Origin of the sequence: Micromonospora sp. SL1-18, assembly GCF_047921505.1 — a bacterium.
Lineage (GTDB): Bacteria > Actinomycetota > Actinomycetes > Mycobacteriales > Micromonosporaceae > Micromonospora.
This window is the reverse complement of the sequence record NZ_JBLROA010000043.1, coordinates 1-16,004: the sequence shown is the minus strand read 5'-3', so window position 1 is coordinate 16,004 and position 16,004 is coordinate 1. Positions and strand designations below refer to the sequence as shown.

Here is a 16,004-nt window from a genome sequence, read left to right as displayed (position 1 = left end):
CCGGACTGCCGGTCCGGACGACCGTACCGGCCGGTCGTACCCCCTCCGTGTTCCACCTCACGCTCCGTTGCCAGCCGCCTGGACTCTCCTCGGGCGGCCGGCCCTCAACCGGCCGGGTCGAACTCGCAGAACACCACCGAGCCGTCGTCGGTCCGCTTATGCCGGCGCAGCCGGTCCGGGTGGTCCCGCTCGGCGGCCCGGACCCGGCCGATCAGCCCCTCCGGCCCCTCCGCCGCCGTCACATCGAGCAGTCCGGCCCAGCTGAAGAGGCCGAACTGCTCGACCGCGCAGGAGGCGCCGTCGCTGAGCAGCGCCGCCCGCCGAAGCGCCCCCGGTCCGCGCAGCGGCAGGGTCCCGGTCATCGCGTGGTACGCCGCGTCCGGGTCGGCGGCGGCGACCCAGTAGCCGTGGGTCCGGTTCATCCGCGCCCGCTGCACGAGCACCGACTGACGGAACAGGGTCGCCGGGTCGGCGCCGGACCCGGGCAGCAGCGCGGCGGTCCGGCGCAGGTCCGCCATCGCCGCGTCGAGCCGCTCGTCGGAGACCACGCTGACCTGGCCGCCGGCGTCCAGCACCAGCGGGCTGTCGCAGAGCACCAGGTAGTCCACCTGGTCGCCGCCCTCGCGGAGCAGGCAGACCGTGGACGACGGGGTACCCGGGTGGTCGAGATCGCACTCCCCGCCGTGGTCGGCGCGAACCGCCAGGATGGCCGCCGCCAGGCTGCTCATCAGCGTCGCCGCCGGCCGGGCCGCGACGGCCAGGCCGATCCGGGCGGCCAGGTGCCGGACGTACCAGGCCGGACCGTGCACGCAGCCGGTGTCGAAGCCCTCCGGCACGGTCGCCCCGTCGAGGACCCCGACCAGCGGACCGAACCGGAAGACGACGTCCTCGTTCACCAGCCGGCCGGGGGCCGGGTCGGAGGCGGAACGTACCCGCATCAGCGGCGCCGTCCCGATCGGCCGCGCCGGCATGCTCCCGGTCGGGTACCGGCGGTCTGGTGCCCCCATCCGATCGCTCCCTCCGTCGCCGCTCGCCTACCCGGACCGGCCGAGGACATGCGGCCGGACGCCGGCACCGGACCAGGCACGGACCACGAGTGGGCCGTTCAGCGACGCCGGCTGCGGGCCCGAGCCCCGCGCAACCGGCGCAGCCGGCCGATCAACAACGGCTCCGCGGCCAGCGCGGCCGGGTGGTCGAGCAACGCGTTGAGCAGCTGGTAGTACCGGGTCGCGGAGAGCCCGAAGGTGTCCCGGATCGCCTGTTCCTTCGCGCCGGCGTGTTTCCACCACTGCTGTTCGAAGGCGAGGATCCGCTGGTCCCGTTCGGTCAGCCCGCCCGGCCGCTCCGCCGAGCCGGCGGAAGCCGCGCCGGGGGCGGGGGCCGCGTCGGAAGCGGGGACCGCACCGGTGAGGTCGGCCTGGTCGGGCTCGACGGTCGGCACCGCCTCGACCGCCGGGGCGGGACGGGGCGGGGGTACGGCGACGCCGGTCTCCCGGCGTCCGACATCGACGCGCCCGGACGGCTCGGGCCGGTCGGGGGCGTCGGCGGGCATGGCGCTCCTCAGGGCCGGGCGGCCGGCACGACAACGCCGGACCGGGGACCTCAGCCTAACCAGGGCCCGCCCCGGCCGCATCGGACGCGGCGGCCGGGGCGGGCCGGGTCAGGAGATGTCCCGGCGCCGCATCGCCCAGAAGGCCGCGACGAGGATCACCGTCACTCCGACCGCCATCAGGACGGACGAGTGCTGCCAGGTGATGTCGAGGGTGTCCGGCTTGCACTCCCCGCCATAGCTGAAGTTGCAGGCGTTCCAGTTCTCCAGGGTGACCTTCTGCTCCATCCACGCCGTCAGGTAGGTGGGCAGCAGCCAGGCCTGCACGAACCTCACCCCGGCCATCTTCAGCAGGATGCCGAGGCCGAACTGGCCGACCACCACCAAGGCGATCGACCCGCCCAGGGCCATCGCGGTGTGCCGACCGAGCGAGGCCAGCGCGAACCCGGCCGCCGCCATGACCAGCACCAGCACGATGCCGCGCAGCCCGGTCAGGCCGAACGACTGCCAGGCACCGGAGGTCATCTTCTTCGTGCTGCCCCGGTAGGTGCCGATCAGCCAGAACCCGCCGAGCCAGAGCAGTGCGGTGGGCAGCGCCACCGTGAGCACGCCGGTCAGCAGCGCCGCCAGCTTGGTCGCCAGGACGGCCAGTCGCTTCGGCCGCCAGAGCAGCAGGTTCATCATCCCGCCGGTGTTCCATTCGGCGCCGATGAACGAAGCGCCGACCACGAACCCGACCAGTGCCAGGATCGCGGCGAACACTGTCAACGTGGAGTCGAACTGTTTCCGGAAGTCGAAGGTCGGGGGGAGGAACCAACGCGCCTCGATCGCCTCCCGGGGCGGCGGCGAGATGACCGAGCAGTCCTCGGGGAAGCGGCCGGGCTCCGCCGTACCGCCGGCCTTGGCCTGCTCGCACGCGGTGCGCTCCTGCTCGGTGTAGCGCACCTGCTGCTGGTACTCCTGCTCAGCCTTGCGCTCGGCGCTCGCCACCGCGGCGGCGTCGATCTTGTGGTTGCTGAAGAAGACCCCGACGACCACGGCCGCCAGGACCAGCAGGCCAAGCACGGTCATCCAGCGGGTGAAGCGCCGCTTGGCCAGCCGGCGCAGCTCCGTACGGTAGAGACTCACGCGCCCCACCCTCCCGTGGTGGCACCGGGCTGCCCCGCGCCACCGACCTTCGTGGACTGGTCGACCTGCCGGTGCTGGCCGGGTACCGGCGCGGTGGCGGTCAATTCGAGGAAGACGCTCTCCAGGTCGACGGCGACCGGGGCGAGCTCGCTGACGTAGAGGCCCTGTTCGGCGAGGAGCCGGGTGACCGTGGCCGGCTTGTCGACCCCGGCGAGCATCAGGTGGTCGGGATGCCCGGTCACCTGGATCCCGGCCCGGGTCAGCGTGTCGGCGGCGGCCGGCAGGTCGGTGACCGCATCCAGCCGCACCCGGACTCCGCCTGCGGAGTGCTGCGCGAGCACCTCCCCGACCGGGCCGAAGGCCACCCGCCGGCCCAGCGAGATGATGGTGACCGAGTCGCAGATCAGCTGGATCTCGCCGAGGATGTGGCTGGACAGCACCACGGTCATGCCGGCTTCGGCGAGGTTGCGCATCAGCGTACGCATCTCCCGGATGCCGCCCGGGTCGAGGCCGTTGGCCGGCTCGTCCAGGATGAGCAGCTTCGGGTTCTTGAGCAGCGCGGACGCGACGGCGAGCCGCTGCTTCATGCCGAGCGAGTACGTCTTGACCCGCTCCCCGGCCCGGTCGCGCAGCCCGACCAGCTCCAGCACCTCGTCGATCCGCTGCCGCGGCACCTCGCCGGCTTCGCCGAGCAGGGACAGCGTGTCCCGGGCGGTGAAGTTCGGGAAGAACTGAGGACTCTCCACGATGGCGCCGACCTGGCCAGCCACCGCCGGCAGCGCCGCCGGCACCTCCTGCCCGAGAATCGCCATCCGGCCGCCGTCGGGCCGGATCAGCCCCAGCAGGGTCCGCAGGGTGGTGGTCTTGCCCGAGCCGTTGGGGCCGAGGAAGCCGTGTACCTGCCCCGTCTCGACCCGCATGTCGAAGCCGTCCAGTGCGTTGCGGGTGCCGCGGCGGCGACTCTTGTATGTCTTACGTAGACCTTCTATCTCCAGGACAGCTGGCAAGCTGCACCTCCCCCGATGAGTTGCGATGACAGCTCGACACCATACGCGGTATGCAGCCGGGGGCAATACCCGGTAGGCACGAAACGCCGGCGGGTTCAGCCGACCGGAGGAGGGGGACCCGGCTCAGGCGCAGACGACGTGCACACCGGCGTCCCGGAACGCCTGCACCACCGCCGGGGCGGCACCGGAGTCCGTAACCAGCGTCTCCACCCGGTCCACCGGGCAGATCCGGGCGAAGGCGTGGCCGCCCAGCTTGGACGAGTCGGCGATCACCACCACCCGCTTGGCCCGGGCCACCATGAGGCTGTTCATCGCGGCCTCACCCTCGTGGTGGGCGGCGGCGCCGAGCTGCGGGTCGATCGCGTCCACGCCGAGCAGCGCGACGTCGAGGGTCACCTCGCGCAGCAGTGCCCCGCCCAGCGGGCCGACCAGCTCGAACGACTTGGGCCGGACCACCCCGCCAGCCACCACCACCTTCATCCGCGAGCGCACCAGCAGCTCGTTGGCGATGTTCAGGGCGTTGGTGACCACGGTGAGCTGGGCACCCTCGGCGTTGGTGTTGAGATCCGGCCGCACGGCCAGGGCCCGGGCCACCTCGGTGCTGGTGGTGCCGCCATTCAGGCCGACCACGGTGCCCGGGGAGACCAGCGCCGCGGCTGCCGTGCCGATCCGCTGCTTCTCGGCCGAGTGCTTCGCCGTCTTGTAGCGCAGCGGCAGGTCGTACGACACGCCGTTGGCGACCGCCCCACCCCGGGTACGGGTGATCATCTGCTGCTGGGCGAGCTGGTCGAAGTCGCGCCGGATGGTCGCCTGGGAGACGGCCAGGCGCTCGGCCGCCTCCTCGACGCTGACCCGGCCGCTGTTGGTCAGCATCTCGAGCAGCGCGTTCCATCGGGCGTACCGGTCCACCGCGGGGGCCTCCACTTGACTCTGCACGAACCGTGATTGATTGCGTGCACAGTAGTGCGCGAAACTAGGAAGGCGCAAAACCCTGAGCTGCGCGATCCGGGAGCCGGTTGCCACGACCACCCCGATTCACGCAGAATGACGCGCGAAAGGCGGCCATAACGCGCCGTATTGCGCAAGGTCTCCCTTGGCGAGGAGTTGTCATGGCGTACGTGCAGGCGGAGATCGCGAGCCAGCCCGACTGCTGGCGGGAGGCGGCGCGACTCGCCCCGACGGTCACCGACCGCCTGCCGCGTCCCGGCGAGCGGGTCGCCGTCGTCGGGTGCGGCACGTCGTGGTTCATGGCGACGGCGTACACCGGGCTGCGCGAACGCGCCGGCCAGGGCGAGACCGACGCCTTCCAGGCCAGCGAGTTCCCCACCGGCCGCCGCTACGACCGGCTCATCGCCATCACCCGCTCCGGCACCACCACCGAGGTGCTGGACCTGCTCGCCGCGCTGCGCGGCCAGCTCCCCACCACGGTCCTGGTCGGCGACCCGACCTCCCCGGCGGTCGAACTGGCTGACGCCGCGGTGGCCATGCCCTTCGCCGACGAGCGCTCCGTCGTGCAGACCCGGTTCGCCACCACCGCGCTCGCCCTGCTCCGCGCCCACCTCGGCGACGACCTGGGCCGGCTGGCCGCCGACGCCGAGGTGGCCGTCCGGGCCCCGCTGCCGGTCGACCCGGCCGGCATCGAGCAGGTCACCTTCCTCGGCCGCGGCTGGACGGTCGGGCTGGCCCAGGAGGCCGCGCTGAAGTGCCGCGAGGCGGCCACCTTCTGGGCCGAGGCGTACCCGGCGATGGACTACCGGCACGGCCCCATCTCGATCGCCGCCCCGGGCCGGCTGGTCTGGGCGTTCGGCGGGATCCCCGACGACCTGCCCGAGGACGTCGCCGCCACCGGCGCCACCTTCGTGCACAGCCGCACCCACGGCTGGCGTACGGCGCTGACCAGTTGGGCGGTCGGGCGTACCCCGGTCGATCCGATGGCCGACCTGATCCTCGCCCAGCGCTTCGCCGTCGCGCTGGCGACCAGCCGCGGCCTCGACCCGGACGCGCCCCGGCACCTGACCCGCTCCGTGGTGCTCGCGTGAGCGAGCGAAGCGAGACGACCGCGTGAGCTCAGGCGACGAGGTCGTCGTCGCGCTGGACGTGGGCGGCACCGGGATGAAGTGCGCCCTGGTACGCCCGGACGGCACGACGGTGCACGCCGAACGGCACGCCACCGGGGCGGCGCGCGGTCCGGAGGCGGTGGTCGGCACGATCCTCGACATCGCGCAGGGGCTGGCCGGCAAGGCCCGCGCCGACGGGCTGACCCCGGTGGCCTGTGGGATCGCCGTACCGGGGGTGGTCGACGAGGCCCGCGGGGTCGCGGTCTGGTCGGCGAACGTGGGCTTCCGAAACGTACCGCTGCGGGAGCTGGCGCAGGCCCGGCTCGGGCTGCCCGCGGCGCTCGGCCACGACGTGCGGCTGGGCGGCCTGGCGGAGTCCCGGCTCGGCGCCGGCCGTGATGTCGATCACGTGCTCTTCGTCGCGATCGGCACCGGCATCGCCGCCGCCCACGTGATCGACGGATCGGCCGCCACCGGCGCGCACGGCGCCGCCGGCGAGATCGGCCACATCCTGGTACGCCCCGACGGCCCGCGCTGCGGCTGCGGCCGCCCGGGCTGCCTGGAGGCGGTGGCGTCGGCCTCGGCGATCGGCCGCCGGTACACCGAGCTGTCCGGTGCCCCGACCACGGCGGCCGAGGTGGCGGACCGGGCAGCGGCCGGTGAACCGCTGGCCCGCCGGGTCTGGCGGGAGGCGGTCGAGGCGCTCGCCGACGGGCTCGCCACCGCCCAGGCGCTCTTCGACGTCGAGACAATCGTGATCGGCGGCGGGCTGGCCCAGGCCGGGCCCCGACTGCTCGACCCGCTGCGCGCGGCGCTACGCGAACGGCTGACCTTCCACCGGGAGCCGCGCCTGGTGGCGGCGGCCCTCGGCGACGAGGCCGGCTGCCTCGGTGCCGCCCTGCTCGCCCTGGACGCCCGACCCTGACCATGGAGATGGAGAGCCGATGACCCTGCGCGTGAGCGGCAAGGTGGTGACCCCGACCGGCGTGATCCGGCAGGGCTGCGTGGAAATCAGGGATGACCGAATCAGGGCGGTCGCCGAGTACCCGTCGGTGCGCGACGGACACTGGATCGTGCCGGGCTTCGTGGACATGCACACCCACGGCGGGGGCGGGCACACCTTCACCACCGGGGACGCCGAGTCGGCCCGCGAGGCGGCCGCGTTCCACCTGCGGCACGGCACCACCACCCTGCTGGCCAGCCTGGTCAGCTCTCCGTTGGAGTTGATGCGGGAGGCGACGGCCGCGTACCGGCCGCTGGTCGCCTCCGGCGTGCTGGCCGGCGTCCACTTCGAGGGGCCGTACCTGTCGGCGGACCGCTGCGGCGCGCAGAACCCGGAGTTTCTCCGCGACCCGTCGACCGACGAGCTGGCGGAGCTGATCGAGCTGGGCGACGGCGCGGTCCGGATGGTCACCCTGGCCCCGGAGCGGGACGGCGCGCTGGAGGCCGTCGAGCTGCTCGTCTCGCGCGGTGTGGTGGCCGCGGTCGGGCACACCGACGCCACCTGGGAGCAGACCAGGGCGGCCGTGGCCGCCGGCGCGACCGTCGGGACGCACCTGTTCAACGGGATGCGCCCGGTGCACCACCGGGAGCCCGGACCGGTCGTGGCCCTGCTCGACGCGCCGAACGTGGTCTGCGAACTGGTCGCCGACGGGGTGCACCTGCACGACGGCATGCTCGCCTTCGCCGCCTCGACGGCCGGCCCGGAGCGGGCCGCCCTGATCACCGACGCGATGGCCGCCGCCGGCATGCCCGACGGCGAGTACGAGCTGGGCGGGCAGGCGGTCACCGTGTCCGGCGGGGTGGCCCGGCTGAGCCGGGACGGCGCGATCGCCGGCAGCACCCTGACCATGGACGCCGCCCTGCGGCACGCCGTCGCGGCGGGGGTCGCGCTGCCCGACGCCTGCCGGATGGCCGCCACCACCCCGGCCCGGGCGATCGGCCTCGGTGACCAGGTCGGCGCGCTCCAGGCCGGCCTGCGGGCCGACCTCGTCGTGCTCGACGACGACCTCAACGTGCTCCGGGTGATGCGGGCCGGCTGCTGGGTGGAGTGACCCTTCGCCGCCGGGGAGCGGGGCGGGTCACGGCGGCGCCGACGTCAACCGGCGGCGGGGACCTCGACGCCGAGCACCGCCTGCTCGTCAGGGCGGTGCACCAGCACGTCCGACAGGTACGACTGCACGGCGTGGCGCATGCCGACGTCCCGGCCGGCCCGCTCGGAGGCCAGCCACTTGTGCTCGATGATCTGGGTGAAGAGTTCCTGCGGCTCCAGCTTGCTGCGCAGGTGCGCGGGCACCGCCCGGACCACCGGCTCGAACACCTCGGTGAGCCAGCGGTGCGCCGCCTGCTGCTCGTCGGCCAGGTCGCTCTCCGACCGGTACGCGTCCAGGTCGTTGAGGAGCTTGCGGGCCTGGTTCTCCTCGGCGTCCAGGCCGGTGAGGCGGAGCAGCCGACGGGTGTGGTAGCCGACGTCGACCACCTTCGGCCGGACCAGGTACCGCCCGTTGTCAGCAGTGGACATGGCCACCTCGGCGACGTCGAAGCCCAGCTCGTTGAGGCGGCGGATCCGCCCCTCGATGTCGTGCCGGGCCTCCCGCTCGACCTGCTGCTCGTAGGTGACCTCGTGCCAGAGCCGCTCGTACCGCTGCACGACCTCCTCGCAGACCACCTCCGGGTCGATCGACTCGTGCAGCAGCCCGGCGGCCTGCAGGTCCAGCGCCTCGCCGAAAATGTTGACCCGGGCGATCTCCAGGTCCTCGCCGCGCTGGCCGTTGGAGAGCGAACGGCGCAACGCCCCCGTCTCGGCGTCCACCAGGTAGGCGGCGAAGGCGCCGGCGTCCCGCCGGAACAGCGTGTTGGACAGCGAGCAGTCGCCCCAGAAGAAGCCGGTCAGGTGCATCCGGACCAGCAGCACCGCCAGCGCGTCGAGCAGTCGGTTCATGGTCTCCAGCCGCAGCGTCCGGGAGAAGAGAGCCCGGTAGGGCAGCGAGAACTGGAGGTGCCGGGTGATCAGCACCGGGTCCAGCGGCCGGCCGTCGTCGGTCTGCCGGTCGGCCACGATCGCGACCGCCTCGACCGACGGGAAGTCGATCCGTTCCAGGGCCCGGAGCAGGTCGTACTCCCGCTCGGCGACCCGCTCGCCGGTCTCCTTCACCGCGTAGACGTAGTCACCGAGACGGACAAAGCGCACTATGTGCCGTGAGATGCCCTGCGGCAGCGCGACGAGGTGCTGGGCCGGCCACTCCTCCAGCGGGGTCGACCAGGGCAGGTCCAGCAACGCCGGGTCGACAAGGGCCGAAGTGATCCGCACGGGGACAAGTGTGACGGCTGACCCGGCGGAGCGCTTCCCATCGTGGGCCGGCACACAGCCGCCGATGCCCGCGCCCGGCCAGCGCCGTCGGCGGCCGGTAGCGTGGTCGCGTGCGGGAGACCACTGGGGTACGCGAGAAGCTGCGGCTCCGGCCCGTCCGGCCGGCCGGCTGGTGGGTCGACGGGCTGCTGCTCGCCGCCCTGGTCGGCCTGACCGTGGCCCTTACCCGGGGCTTGCTGCTCGATCTCGACCTGTCCGTGAGCGCTTGGGCGTTCGGGCACTCCCCGGTCCCCCTCTACTGGGCGGCACGGGTGTTCAACCTGCTCGGGCAGGGTGGCCAACTGCTGATGCCGGTCGCGGGGGCGCTCGCCGTGGCGGTCGCCTGGCGCCGGCACTCGGTGCGACCGCTGCTGCTGGTCGCGGGGACCTTCCTGGTCACCTACCTCACCATCGGCCCGCTGAAGGTCTGGACCGACCGGGCCGCCCCCACCGCCACGATCAAGGAGCCGTTTCTGCCGCCGGAGGAGGCGGTGCGGATCTTCAACCACCTGCCGGCCGGGGCGTACTCGATGTCGTACCCCTCGGGGCACGTCGCCAACGCCATCATCTGGTACGGCGTCATCGCGCTGCTGCTCGCCGCGCTGGCCGCCGGGCGGCTGCCGGCGCACGTCTACCGGCTGATCCGGGTGGCACCACCGGCGATCCTGCTCGTCACCACGACCTACCTGAACTTCCACTGGATCACCGACGGCGCCGCCGGGCTGCTGCTCGGCCTGCTGCTGGACCGCCTGCTGCACCGGGTGCCCTGGGACGACGTGCCGTTGCCCACCGCGCTGCACAGGTGGGACCATCCGTTCACCTCGGCCCAGTAGCCTGCGGCTCGTGGTTGAGCTGGCGCGGCGACTGGCCGTACCCGATGCGATGGTCATCGGTCTCGGGTCGATGCTCGGCGCGGGCGTCTTCGTGGTCTTCGCCCCGGCCGCGGCGGCGGCCGGCGGCACGGGGCTGTTGATCGCGCTGTCGGTGGCCGGCTTCGTCGCCTACTGCAACGCGACCAGCTCGGCCCGGCTCGCCGCCCGCTACCCGGAGTCCGGCGGCACCTACGTCTACGGCCGGGAACGGCTGCACCCGTTCGCCGGGTTCGTCGCCGGCTGGGGGTTCGTGGTCGGCAAGACCGCGAGCTGCGCGGCGATGGCGCTGACCATCGGGACGTACCTCTGGCCCGGCCAGGCGCGGTTGGTCGCGGCCCTCGCGGTGGTGGCGGTGACCGCGGTGAACCTGCGTGGCATCGGCAAGACCGCGACCGCCACCCGGGTGCTGGTCGGCCTCACCCTCACGGTGCTCGTCGTGGTGGCGGCGACCGGTGCACCGCACGTCGGGCTGGGCCGGCTGGACGGTCTCAGCGGCACCGGGGCCAAGGGTGTGCTGACCGCCGCCGGCCTGCTCTTCTTCGCTTTCGCCGGGTACGCCCGGATCGCCACCCTCGGCGAGGAGGTCCGCGACCCGCAACGGACCATCCCGCGCGCTGTGCCGCTGGCGCTCGGCATCGTGCTGGTCATCTATCTGGTGCTGGCCGTGGTCGCGCTCGGCGTGCTCGGCGACGAACGGCTGGCCGGCTCTGCGGCGCCGCTCGCCGAGGCGGTCTCTGTCGCCGGGCTGCCCGGCCTGACCTGGCTGGTCCGGGCCGGGGCGGCCGTGGCGGTGACCGGGGTGCTGCTCTCCCTGCTCGCCGGCGTCGGCCGGACCACGCTGGCGATGGCCCGTCGCCGGGACCTGCCCGGCGTGCTGGCCGCCGTGCACCCCCGCTACCGGGTGCCACACCACGCCGAGCTGGCCGTCGCCGTCGTGGTGGTGGTGATCGTGGTGGCCCTGGGCGACATCCGGGGTGCGATCGGTTTCTCCAGCTGCACGGTGCTGGTCTACTACGCGATCGCCAACGCCTCGGCGCTCACCCTGGGCCGCGAGCCCGGCCGGAGGGCTCCGGTGCAGCTCCTCGCCGCCCTGGGGCTGGTCGGCTGCGTCGTGCTGGCGATCAGCCTGCCGCTGGCCAGCGTGCTCACCGGCTTCGGCGTACTCGCCCTCGGCGCCCTCGGGTACGCCCTGCGGCAGGCCGCCCGGCGGGCCTGACCCGGGTCACTCCTCCGGTTGCCTCGGGGCCGGCATCCCGGCCGGCTCCGGCGGCACCGGGGCGGTCTCCCGGAGCAGAGCGGTCAGCCCGGCCCGCCGGGCCACCACGGTCAGCCGGTCCCCCGCCTGGATCACCATCCGCGGGTCGGCGGACCAGTCGGTGCGCTGCCCGATCCGGGTGTGCGCCAGCAGGCGTACCTCGCCGGGGCGGGCCACCGCGGCCAGCGGACGACCGTCCAACGGGGAGCCGGCCGCCACCGGCACCTCGGTGACCAGCAGCGCGTGCCGGCCGACCGGAATGGTGGCGGCCACCGCACGGTCCAGCAGCGCCGCCGCGAACGCGGGCGCGGCCAGGTAGGACACGCTGCGCGAGATGCCGATCCCGAACGCCTTCTGGACCCGTTCGGCGAAATCGCCGTCGAACAGGCGGAGCACCACCCGCAGGTCGGGGTCGAGCGACAGGGCGTTCAGCGCGGCACGCAGGTTGGCCCCGTCGTCCGTGGAGACCACCACCAGCGCCTGGCAGGTCGCCACGGACGCGGCCCGGAGCGTCTCCTCCAGGCCGGCGTCCCCGACGATCAGCGGTACGCCGAGCCGGTGTGCCAGCGGTGCCCCGCGCGCGTCGGGATTCCGGTCGATGGCGACCACCTCGACCCCGAAGTCGTTGAGCTGGGCCATCACCCGGGTGCCGATGTTGCCCAGCCCCACCACCACCACGTGGCCGGATCGGTCGGATTGGGTACGGCCGGTGTGCAGGGCGAGCCGGGCGTTGACGATGCCGTCGACCACGGCGGCCGTGATCAGCGGGATCAGCGCCAGCCCGGCCAGGTTGAGCACCACCTGCATGACCTGGGCGGCGATCGTCTTGTCGACGTCCGGATCCTCGCCGCTCAACGTGTCGACCAGGGTGAGATAGAGCGCGTCGGACCAGTTCACGCCCGCGGCGCGGGCGTTCAGCCAGCCCAGGATGACGATCACCCCGAGCAGCACCAACACGGCGATGCCGATCTTGCGGGTGGCGAAGCTGCGGATCGCGCGCAGCAGCACCGCCACGGGCTGTCGGCGCCGCCGGGCCCGGGCCAGTCGGCGAGCGGCCAGCTCCGTGCCGGCCAGTTCCCCGGTCGCCTCGGCCAGCACCACGTCGGCCGCCGCCTCGTCGGCCGGCAGCACCCGGACCAGCTCCGGGTCGGTGGTGACGGCCAGCCCGCAGACCACGTCCGGCGGACGTACGTCGGCGCGACGGGCCGCGTAGAGGGTGCGGCCGGCGTGCCGGAAGTGGGTGGGGGCCAGCTCGCCGAGCGCGGCGGCGACGAAGGCCGGGGCGGCCATCGAGGCGTCGGAGAGCACCGCCGAGTCGGGGAAGAGCTGCTGGAGACCGTTGGCGAGGCTGGTGTTGAACATGCGTACCACCAGGCGCAGCCGGGGCTCGACCTCCTGGGCGCAGAGCGCGGCGTGCATGTTGCCCACGTCGTCCTGGTGCAGCAGGGCCAGCCCGTCCGCGCCGGCCAGCCCGGCCCGGCGGAAGGCGGCCTCGTCGAGCCGGTCGGCCAGGACCACCTGGACGCCCTCGATGTCCCGGCCGTCCGGCCCCTCGGAGCGGCGGCGTTCGGGCACGACCAGGGTGACCCGGACCCGTCCGGTGGGCGAATCGGTGGCGAGCAACGACCGGACCACCCAGTAGGCCAGCGGGTCGGAGCCGCACACCACGTAGTGCGGGCGGACATCGCCGTTCATCCGGAGCCGCCAGCCGGCAGCGCGGCGAGCGCGGTCGCGCAGGGGCTCGGCCATGCCCGGATCGTACGCGGTGGATCGAAATGCGTTGCCCGCCTTCCCGGGGCCGATCTACCGTGAGCGCGCAAGGTCAACCACCGCTCCGGGAGCCGTCGATGTCGCTGCGACACGCCACCACCGTGCCGTCGTGGCTGCTCAGCGACGGTTGCCGAGCCGAAGGTCCCCACGCCGGGTGGCCCGACTGACGCGGATCCGCGCATCCGTCACAGCCGCCCGTCCCGTGGACCAGGGCGGCTTTTTGCTGCCGTACCACCGATCGTGAAGGGGGAGCCCGGTGGACGCCGTCCTCGTCATCAACGCCGACCTCGGCCCGCTGCACCGGGTCACCGTCCAGCACGCGATCCGCATGCTCTGCCGGCGGGTCGCCGAGATCCACGAGGCCGAGCCGGACCGGGTGATCGGTGTCTTCCCGGTCCCCCGGGTGGTCCGCCTCGTCCGCTACGTCGTCACCCGCTGGCGGTTCAGCGCCGGCCCGGCCTGGTCGCGGGGCGGGGTGCTGCGCCGCGACGGCCGCCGGTGCGCGTACTGCGACGCCCTGGCCAGCACGATCGACCACATCCTGCCCCGCTCGCGCGGCGGCCGGAACACCTGGAAGAACACCACCGCCGCCTGCTACGAGTGCAACCAGCGCAAGGGCGACCGGACGCCGGCCGAGGCGGGCATGCCGCTGCGGCGCGAGCCGGCGACGCCGACCTGGGCGGCACTGGCGGGGCGGTGACGGGCCGGCCGGCGGGCACAGGGGGCCGCATCGGGGGTACGCCCCCGACGCGGCGCCCGCCGGCCCCGGACCGGTCGGGCCGGCGCCCGGGTTGGCGAATCCGTCGGGCCAGCGCCCGGGCCGGGGACATCCTCAGTCCTGTCAGGCAAGTCCGCGGAGCAGGATGTCGAGCCCGCCGCCGAACTCCTCGTCCGGCCCGACCGTACGGGCGGCCCGCGCGGTCTCGGCCATGTGCGGGAACTCGTCGCGGGGCAGCCGCGCCATGGCGACGGTGCCCGCACCGGAGAGCGGGCCGAGGTGTTCCAGCTGGATCGCGCCGATGACGTAGCTGAGCAGGCCGCGCAGCGCGACCACCCGGCGGGTGCCGTGGAAGCCGGCCTCGGTCAGCACCTGGAGGACCGCCTCCGCCCAGCGCAGCACACCGGGTGAGCGGTGCCGGTGGGCGGGGAAGAGCGGCACGACGGCGGGGTGCGCCCCGACGGCGGACCGGATCCGCTCGACCAGCACCCGGATCCGGTCCGGCCAGGGGCCGGTGTCGGGCGGGGTGACGTCCACGCCGTCGAGCACCCGCTCCACGACGAGCCCTTCCAGCTCCTCCCGGTCGGCGACGTACCGGTAGAGGGCCATCGTGCTCATCCCGAGTTCGTTGCCCACCGCCCGCATGGTCAGGGCGGCGAGGCCGTCCCGGTCGACCACGGCCAGCGCCGCGTCGGCGAGCTGCGCGGGAGTCAGCGAGCGGGGACGTGGCATGGCCTTGACAGCGTACAAGATACGCCTACGGTTGTAGGAGTACTTCGTACGCTTACGATCGGGGGCACCCATGGACACATCCCGCAGGCCGGTCGGCCCGGGTTCGGTCGTCGCCGGTCGCCGGCTGACCACCGTCACCGGGGCCGAGGCCGCCGTACCGGACGACCGGCGGCTGATCCACCTCCAGTTCCGCCGCTTCGCCGGCTGTCCGGTGTGCAGCCTGCACCTACGCTCGATCGTCCGGCGGCACGCCGAGATCGAGGCCGCCGGCGTACGTGAGGTGGTGCTCTTCCACTCCCCCGCCGACGAGCTGCGCGAGCACGTCGCCGGGCTGCCGTTCGCGGTGGTCGCCGACCCGGACAAGCGGCTCTACCGGGAATTCGGCGTGGAGCCCTCGGTCCGGTCGGTACTGACCCCCCGAGCCTGGGGGCCGATCCTGCGTGCCGTCACCCGCAGCGCGTGGGCCGGCCTGCGGGGACGGGAACGGCCGCCCGCAGCCGTGCCACACGGCGGGCGGTTCGGCCTGCCCGCCGATTTCCTCGTCGCACCCGACGGCCGCGTGCTCGCCGCGAAGTACGGCGAGCACGCCTACGACCAGTGGTCGGTGGACGAGCTCCTCACGCTGGTTTCCGGCGTCACCGGCCGGCCGGAGCCGTCCGCCACCTCGGGGTGAACGCGGAGGAACGCCTCGGCCGGGCGCGCGTCCCGGAGCACGGGCGGCGTCCAGCCGAAGCGCGGTGGCCGGCGCTCGTTGGCCGCCGCCACCCCCTCGCGGGCCTCACCGCTGGCCCGGACCTGCCCGTGCCACCAGGCGATACGCGCATCGTCGGCGCGCCCGTCGATGATCTCCTTGGCCGCCGCGACGGTGAGTCGGGAGCGCTCGGCGATGGCGCTGGTGACCTTCGCCACCCGGGCGGCCAGCGCCTCGGCCGGCAGCACCTCGTCGACCAGACCGATCCGCAGCGCTCGCTCGGCGTCGACCAGCTCGCTGGTGAACAGCAGGTGTTTGGTGGCCGACGGGCCGACCAGGCGGGCCAGCCTCCGGGTGGTCAGCGCGGGGTAGACCAGCCCCAACCGCGCCGGGGGTACGCCGAACCGGGCATCGGCTGCGGCGAGCCGCAGGTCGCAGGCGACGGCGAGCTGGCACCCGCCGCCGACGCAGGCCCCCTCGATCGCTGCCACGGTGGGCTTGCCGAAGACGGCCAGCCGCTCCTCGGCGGCGACCGCGATGCTCTCGTCACCGGCCTCCAGCAGCTCGTCCAGGTCACCGAGGTCGGCACCGGCGCAGAACGTGCCGTCGGCGCCGGTGAGCACCAGCGCGCGCACCGCCGGGTCGGCCTCCAGGCCGTCGAGCAGCACCGGGAGCTGCCGCCACATGGCACTGGTCAACGCGTTGCGGCGGGCCGGGTTCCTGATCACCACGGTCGCCACCGTCCCGGTCACCGTGACGGTTAGCTCCGCGTCCGACATCTCTCCTCCTCCGCCGCCGGTCGGCCGACCATAACGGCGCGGGCCCGACGACCACCCGCGTGGGGTGGCCGCCGGGCCCGCCGACGGTACGGCCAGG

General features: G+C 73.9%; 16 protein-coding genes. 7 read left to right on the top strand and 9 right to left on the bottom strand.

The annotated features are described in order from the left end of the window. Nucleotides 1-104 precede the first annotated feature (104 nt). The 5 genes from ACNAW0_RS20230 to ACNAW0_RS20210 form a co-directional block, all read right to left on the bottom strand. On the bottom strand, nt 105-1,007 hold the full coding sequence (locus tag ACNAW0_RS20230) for a hypothetical protein (protein ID WP_416289495.1): 903 nt from the start codon (nt 1,005-1,007) through the stop codon (nt 105-107). Between the two features lie 98 nt (nt 1,008-1,105). Continuing rightward, nucleotides 1,106-1,552: a DUF3263 domain-containing protein gene (locus ACNAW0_RS20225; RefSeq protein WP_416289494.1), complete on the bottom strand. Its 447-nt coding sequence runs from the start codon at nt 1,550-1,552 to the stop codon at nt 1,106-1,108. Between the two features lie 108 nt (nt 1,553-1,660). After that, a complete protein-coding gene (locus ACNAW0_RS20220) occupies nt 1,661-2,677 on the bottom strand; it encodes an ABC transporter permease subunit (RefSeq protein ID WP_416289493.1) in 1,017 nt (338 codons plus the stop codon). Then, the gene (locus ACNAW0_RS20215; protein WP_416289492.1) at nt 2,674-3,684 is read right to left on the bottom strand and encodes an ATP-binding cassette domain-containing protein; all 1,011 of its coding nucleotides are present in this window, start codon (nt 3,682-3,684) and stop codon (nt 2,674-2,676) included. The genes ACNAW0_RS20220 and ACNAW0_RS20215 overlap by 4 nt, the downstream gene beginning before the upstream one ends. Before the next feature lie 123 nt (nt 3,685-3,807). Next, a complete protein-coding gene (locus ACNAW0_RS20210; protein ID WP_416289522.1) occupies nt 3,808-4,593 on the bottom strand; it encodes a DeoR/GlpR family DNA-binding transcription regulator in 786 nt (261 codons plus the stop codon). A gap of 200 nt (nt 4,594-4,793) precedes the next feature. Between ACNAW0_RS20210 and ACNAW0_RS20205 the strand changes: the two genes are divergently transcribed. From ACNAW0_RS20205 to nagA, 3 genes are read left to right on the top strand one after another with little or no spacing between them, the layout of a single operon-like run. Further along, nucleotides 4,794-5,723 (top strand): SIS domain-containing protein, encoded by a 930-nt coding sequence (locus ACNAW0_RS20205; protein WP_416289491.1) that lies wholly within the window; start codon nt 4,794-4,796, stop codon nt 5,721-5,723. 22 nt (nt 5,724-5,745) lie between these two features. After that, nucleotides 5,746-6,666, top strand: a complete 921-nt coding sequence (locus ACNAW0_RS20200; RefSeq protein WP_416289490.1) for an ROK family protein — start codon at nt 5,746-5,748, stop codon at nt 6,664-6,666. 19 nt (nt 6,667-6,685) lie between these two features. Then, complete coding sequence (gene nagA, locus ACNAW0_RS20195) at nt 6,686-7,795, top strand: N-acetylglucosamine-6-phosphate deacetylase (RefSeq protein ID WP_416289489.1); 1,110 nt, start codon at nt 6,686-6,688, stop codon at nt 7,793-7,795. A gap of 44 nt (nt 7,796-7,839) precedes the next feature. Here the strand turns inward: nagA and ACNAW0_RS20190 are convergent, their stop codons facing one another. After that, nucleotides 7,840-9,051, bottom strand: a complete 1,212-nt coding sequence (locus ACNAW0_RS20190) for a DUF4032 domain-containing protein (protein ID WP_416289488.1) — start codon at nt 9,049-9,051, stop codon at nt 7,840-7,842. A 110-nt stretch (nt 9,052-9,161) separates the two neighbouring features. Between ACNAW0_RS20190 and ACNAW0_RS20185 the strand changes: the two genes are divergently transcribed. Beyond that, entirely contained in the window at nt 9,162-9,923 is a 762-nt protein-coding gene (locus ACNAW0_RS20185; protein WP_416289487.1) for a phosphatase PAP2 family protein, read from the top strand. Between the two features lie 49 nt (nt 9,924-9,972). Then, entirely contained in the window at nt 9,973-11,178 is a 1,206-nt protein-coding gene (locus ACNAW0_RS20180) for an APC family permease (protein WP_416289521.1), read from the top strand. 6 nt (nt 11,179-11,184) lie between these two features. Here the strand turns inward: ACNAW0_RS20180 and ACNAW0_RS20175 are convergent, their stop codons facing one another. Then, nucleotides 11,185-12,966, bottom strand: coding sequence for an NAD-binding protein (locus tag ACNAW0_RS20175; RefSeq protein ID WP_416289486.1), 1,782 nt, complete (start codon nt 12,964-12,966; stop codon nt 11,185-11,187). 277 nt (nt 12,967-13,243) lie between these two features. Between ACNAW0_RS20175 and ACNAW0_RS20170 the strand changes: the two genes are divergently transcribed. Further along, nucleotides 13,244-13,687: an HNH endonuclease gene (locus ACNAW0_RS20170; RefSeq protein ID WP_416289485.1), complete on the top strand. Its 444-nt coding sequence runs from the start codon at nt 13,244-13,246 to the stop codon at nt 13,685-13,687. A 141-nt stretch (nt 13,688-13,828) separates the two neighbouring features. On the opposite strand, the gene ACNAW0_RS20165 is transcribed toward ACNAW0_RS20170, so the two are convergent. After that, nucleotides 13,829-14,437 carry a TetR/AcrR family transcriptional regulator gene (locus ACNAW0_RS20165; RefSeq protein ID WP_416289484.1) on the bottom strand — a complete coding sequence of 203 codons (609 nt, stop codon included), beginning with the start codon at nt 14,435-14,437 and terminating at the stop codon, nt 13,829-13,831. Nucleotides 14,438-14,507: 70 nt separating this feature from the next. Between ACNAW0_RS20165 and ACNAW0_RS20160 the strand changes: the two genes are divergently transcribed. After that, nucleotides 14,508-15,110 (top strand): peroxiredoxin-like family protein, encoded by a 603-nt coding sequence (locus tag ACNAW0_RS20160; RefSeq protein WP_416289483.1) that lies wholly within the window; start codon nt 14,508-14,510, stop codon nt 15,108-15,110. Here the strand turns inward: ACNAW0_RS20160 and ACNAW0_RS20155 are convergent. Beyond that, complete coding sequence (locus ACNAW0_RS20155) at nt 15,026-15,907, bottom strand: enoyl-CoA hydratase/isomerase family protein (protein WP_416289482.1); 882 nt, start codon at nt 15,905-15,907, stop codon at nt 15,026-15,028. The genes ACNAW0_RS20160 and ACNAW0_RS20155 overlap by 85 nt on opposite strands. Nucleotides 15,908-16,004 lie beyond the last annotated feature (97 nt).